This is a genomic window from Nocardioides sp. (assembly GCF_031422975.1).
Lineage (GTDB): Bacteria > Actinomycetota > Actinomycetes > Propionibacteriales > Nocardioidaceae > Nocardioides.
This window is the reverse complement of record NZ_JANPEO010000608.1, coordinates 1-3,104: the sequence shown is the minus strand read 5'-3', so window position 1 is coordinate 3,104 and position 3,104 is coordinate 1. Positions and strand designations below refer to the sequence as shown.

General features: G+C 68.0%; 3 protein-coding genes. 1 reads left to right on the top strand and 2 read right to left on the bottom strand.

Annotation, left to right across the window (positions count from 1 at the left end; all coding sequences use genetic code 11):
- Both RMO85_RS18065 and RMO85_RS18060 read right to left on the bottom strand, forming a co-directional pair.
- On the bottom strand, positions 1–403 hold a 403-nt coding region (locus RMO85_RS18065; protein ID WP_310530108.1), incomplete at its 3' end, for an AMP-binding protein.
- 120 nt (positions 404–523) lie between these two features.
- Positions 524–1,441, bottom strand: a complete 918-nt coding sequence (locus tag RMO85_RS18060) for an aminoglycoside phosphotransferase family protein (protein ID WP_310530106.1) — start codon at positions 1,439–1,441, stop codon at positions 524–526.
- 267 nt (positions 1,442–1,708) lie between these two features.
- Between RMO85_RS18060 and RMO85_RS18055 the strand changes: the two genes are divergently transcribed.
- Positions 1,709–3,104 (top strand): histidine kinase dimerization/phospho-acceptor domain-containing protein (locus tag RMO85_RS18055; protein ID WP_310530105.1); only part of this gene is annotated, 1,396 nt, incomplete at its 3' end.

The window sequence follows — 3,104 nt, the reverse complement described above, 5'->3', positions numbered from 1 at the left end:
GGCCTTCGACGAGCTTGGCGATCTGCACGTCGTCCTCGGCGAACACGAAGCGGCAGTCGGAGTCGCTGAGGATGTAGGCGGTGTCCTCGGCGTTCGTCGACGGGTAGACCGTGGTGGTCGCGCCGGCAGCGCACATGACCGCCAGGTCGGCCAGGATCCACTCGTAGCGCGTGCTCGCCGCGATGCCCACGCGCTGCTCGGGCTCGAGGCCCAAGGAGAGCAGGCCGGCGGCCAGCGCCTCGACCTTGTCCCCGGCCTGCTTCCAGGTGATCGACTCCCACGCGTCACCCTGGGGGTAGCGGTAGGCCTCGTTGGCGGACGACTTCGTGACTCGGTCGAGGAACTGGACCGCGACGTTGCGGGGCAGACGTTCGACAAAGCTTGTGTCGTGGTTGATGGGCATGCGACTCCCTGACTCACTTGCTCGGGCTGCGGTCAGCGAAGACCGCAGGGGCTGACTCCTGGGAGTAACCTAGATCACCTTGTTACGCGGCGGTAGCAGATGTCCGTTTCGAGACACTGCCTATTCCTGGACAGCCTTGGCGATGGCTATGCAGCGGGTGATCCAGGCCTGTTCGTCGGCATCCAGGCCCCGATCCTCACGCTGAGCGTCCTCGACCGACCAGTGCGCGTTGAGCACCATCCTCACGACCACCCAGTCCCGCGCCCGGTCCTCATCCAGGCCGGCGGCATCGATGATGGCGTGGAAGCGGCGGCGCACTCCGCCGCGGATGTCTCCCTCGAGCTCGTCCCAGCGGTTCCACAACAGCGGGGCCGGTTCGTAGTGCGGGTCTCCGCTCATCGGCTTCGGGTCGATCACGAGCCACGGTTCCCGGTCTGCGGCGAGCACGTTCTCGTAGTGCAGGTCGCCGTGGGTCATGGTGCCGGTGCTGGCGTCGTCGGCGACGAAGTCGCGCGCCAGTGCCGTCGCCTGCTCGACGAGCCGCCTCGGGATCGGTGCATTGCGAGGCATCTGCTGCATGGCGTCGGTCCAGCGTTCGACGTACGACGTGACCGTGCGGAGCTGTGGCAGGGCGGGGACGTGGATCCTGCGATAGAGGCCGGCCACGATCTCGCACGCCTCGATGTCCCAGAGGTCGGTGAGGTCCTCGCGGTGCAGACGTTCGAGCAGCATGGCGCCGCGGTGCGGGTCGGCGCTGAGGAGCTTCACCGCGCCGTGGCCGCCCCAGCGCTGGAGGGCGAGGTGCTCGTGCTCGCTCTCGTCGTCCTGGAGGCCGATCTTGAGCATCGCCGGCAGACCACCGGCCGTGCGGACCGGGAGGACGAGCGAACAGAAACCGTGCAGCGGCCTCCCGTCGAGCGTCAGCGCCCAGTCGTCCACGAGTTCCTCGCCCAGACGAGGCAGCGCGTCCAGCCACGTCGCCCATTGCGGGCCGAGCCGGCGCTGCGCCTCGAGGCCGGGCGGGATCGGGAGGGGCATGCGCCAAACCTAGGGTCGGCTCAAGCCTGGCTCGATCGGGCCCCCCATCGGTCTTCGTTGTTTCGGGTCAAGACCTGCGGCTCGCCCGTATCATCAGCCGCGGGACGTCGGTCATCAACAGGGGACGCCGGCAACGTAGTTGCGCTGAGCGCATTGCCAGAGCGTGCGGCTTCGACCCGTTGATGCAAGGGGGACTCCATGACCGGCAACCGAGAGTTGGCGCCGTCCCCGGACCGCGCCCGAACGAGCAGCTGGGGTGGCCCAGGGGTGCGGGCCGAGCTGCGCCGGATCGCTGACGACGCCGCGCGCCGGGCCGGGTTCCGCGTCTGTGCCATCGAAGTGCTCCGAGCAGACGGGTTGCTCGAGCTCGTGGCGTTCACTGGCAGCGGACAGGATGAGGCTCCCCGCACTGGTGAGAGCTATTCCCTCGACCACATTCGCCAAGTCCTCGACGAAGGCACCCCATATGGGGAGTTCGTGTTCCTGGCGGAGGAGGAGATGGACGCCGACCTTCAGCAGGCCCTTCGCGGGCATGGATATGTGCCGCCCGTCGTGAACGTTGATGACCCCGAACGTTGGCGGTCTCTTGACATGCTGGTTGCGGCGCTGGCGGATTCCGACCGCACCCGCGTCCTGCTGCACCTCGATGCGCCGGTGTCGGGTCGTCGTCCCCGACCTGATGAGCTGCACGACATCGCCGTCCGTCTCGAGCTCGCCCTGCAAGCGGTCCTGGCCACGGTCGACCGCGATGAACTCACTCGTCGAGCCCGACTGGACGAGACAGCCCGTGCCATGGTGCAGGCTGCGTCCCGACGCCCAGAGGGCGTCGATCTGCTCGCTCACGTCCACGCAGCACTGGTGACTGGTTTCCGTGCTCAGTCAGTCGCGGTGCTGCTCTACGACGCCTCCGGTCAACCCCCCGACGCGACCGACGCTGCCGTGCTTCCCCCGTCCCTGCGTCCCGCCATCGAGGCAGCAACCCGGCGAGCGTGGCAGTCCCGCACGGTGATCATCGCCGAACCAGGACGCGTATGGGGCGACGACCGACTGGAGAATGAGCACCTGGAGGACCTGACCCACCACCTCGTCGCACACGCCGCTGGCGATCTGCTTCTGGTGCCGGTCGGCGCCGGGCACGAAGCGATGGGCGTGCTGGTCGTGGTGCGCGACGGCCTCGCGGAGCGCTGGACAGAGAGTGAGAGCCAAGCGGCCCTCGGGGTGGGCCACGACCTGGGACGAGCCCTGCTCAGCACCCGTGCCCATGAGCGGGAGCAACAGCTGATCGACCAGCTGCAACGGCTCGATGAGTATCGCCAGGAACTTATCGCAACGGTCTCCCACGAGCTGAAGAATCCGTTGGGAGTGATTGTCGGCCACGTGGAGATGCTCCAGGATGTCGCCGGGTTGCCGACAGCAGCCGCGACGTCCCTCGACGCTCTTGGGCGTGGCACCTCCCGGTTGATCTCCCTGGTCGACGACCTGCTGCTGCTGAGCCGCGTAAGCAACGTGGACAGTCCGATGTGCGAGGCGCCCGTGGACCTCGGTGCCGTCCTCACCGAGGTCGCTGAGGACGAGTCGCTTCGCGCGATGCAGCAGGGCGTGACCCTCCAGATCGCAACCGGCGGCGGCAGCTCGAGCGTGGCTGGGGAGCACGAGGAGTTGC

What these genes read in the sequence shown, in the direction of transcription:
- RMO85_RS18060 (WP_310530106.1), bottom strand. Translation starts at nt 1,441, where the DNA reads ATGCCCCTCCCGATCCCGCCCGGCCTCGAGGCGCAGCGCCGGCTCGGC.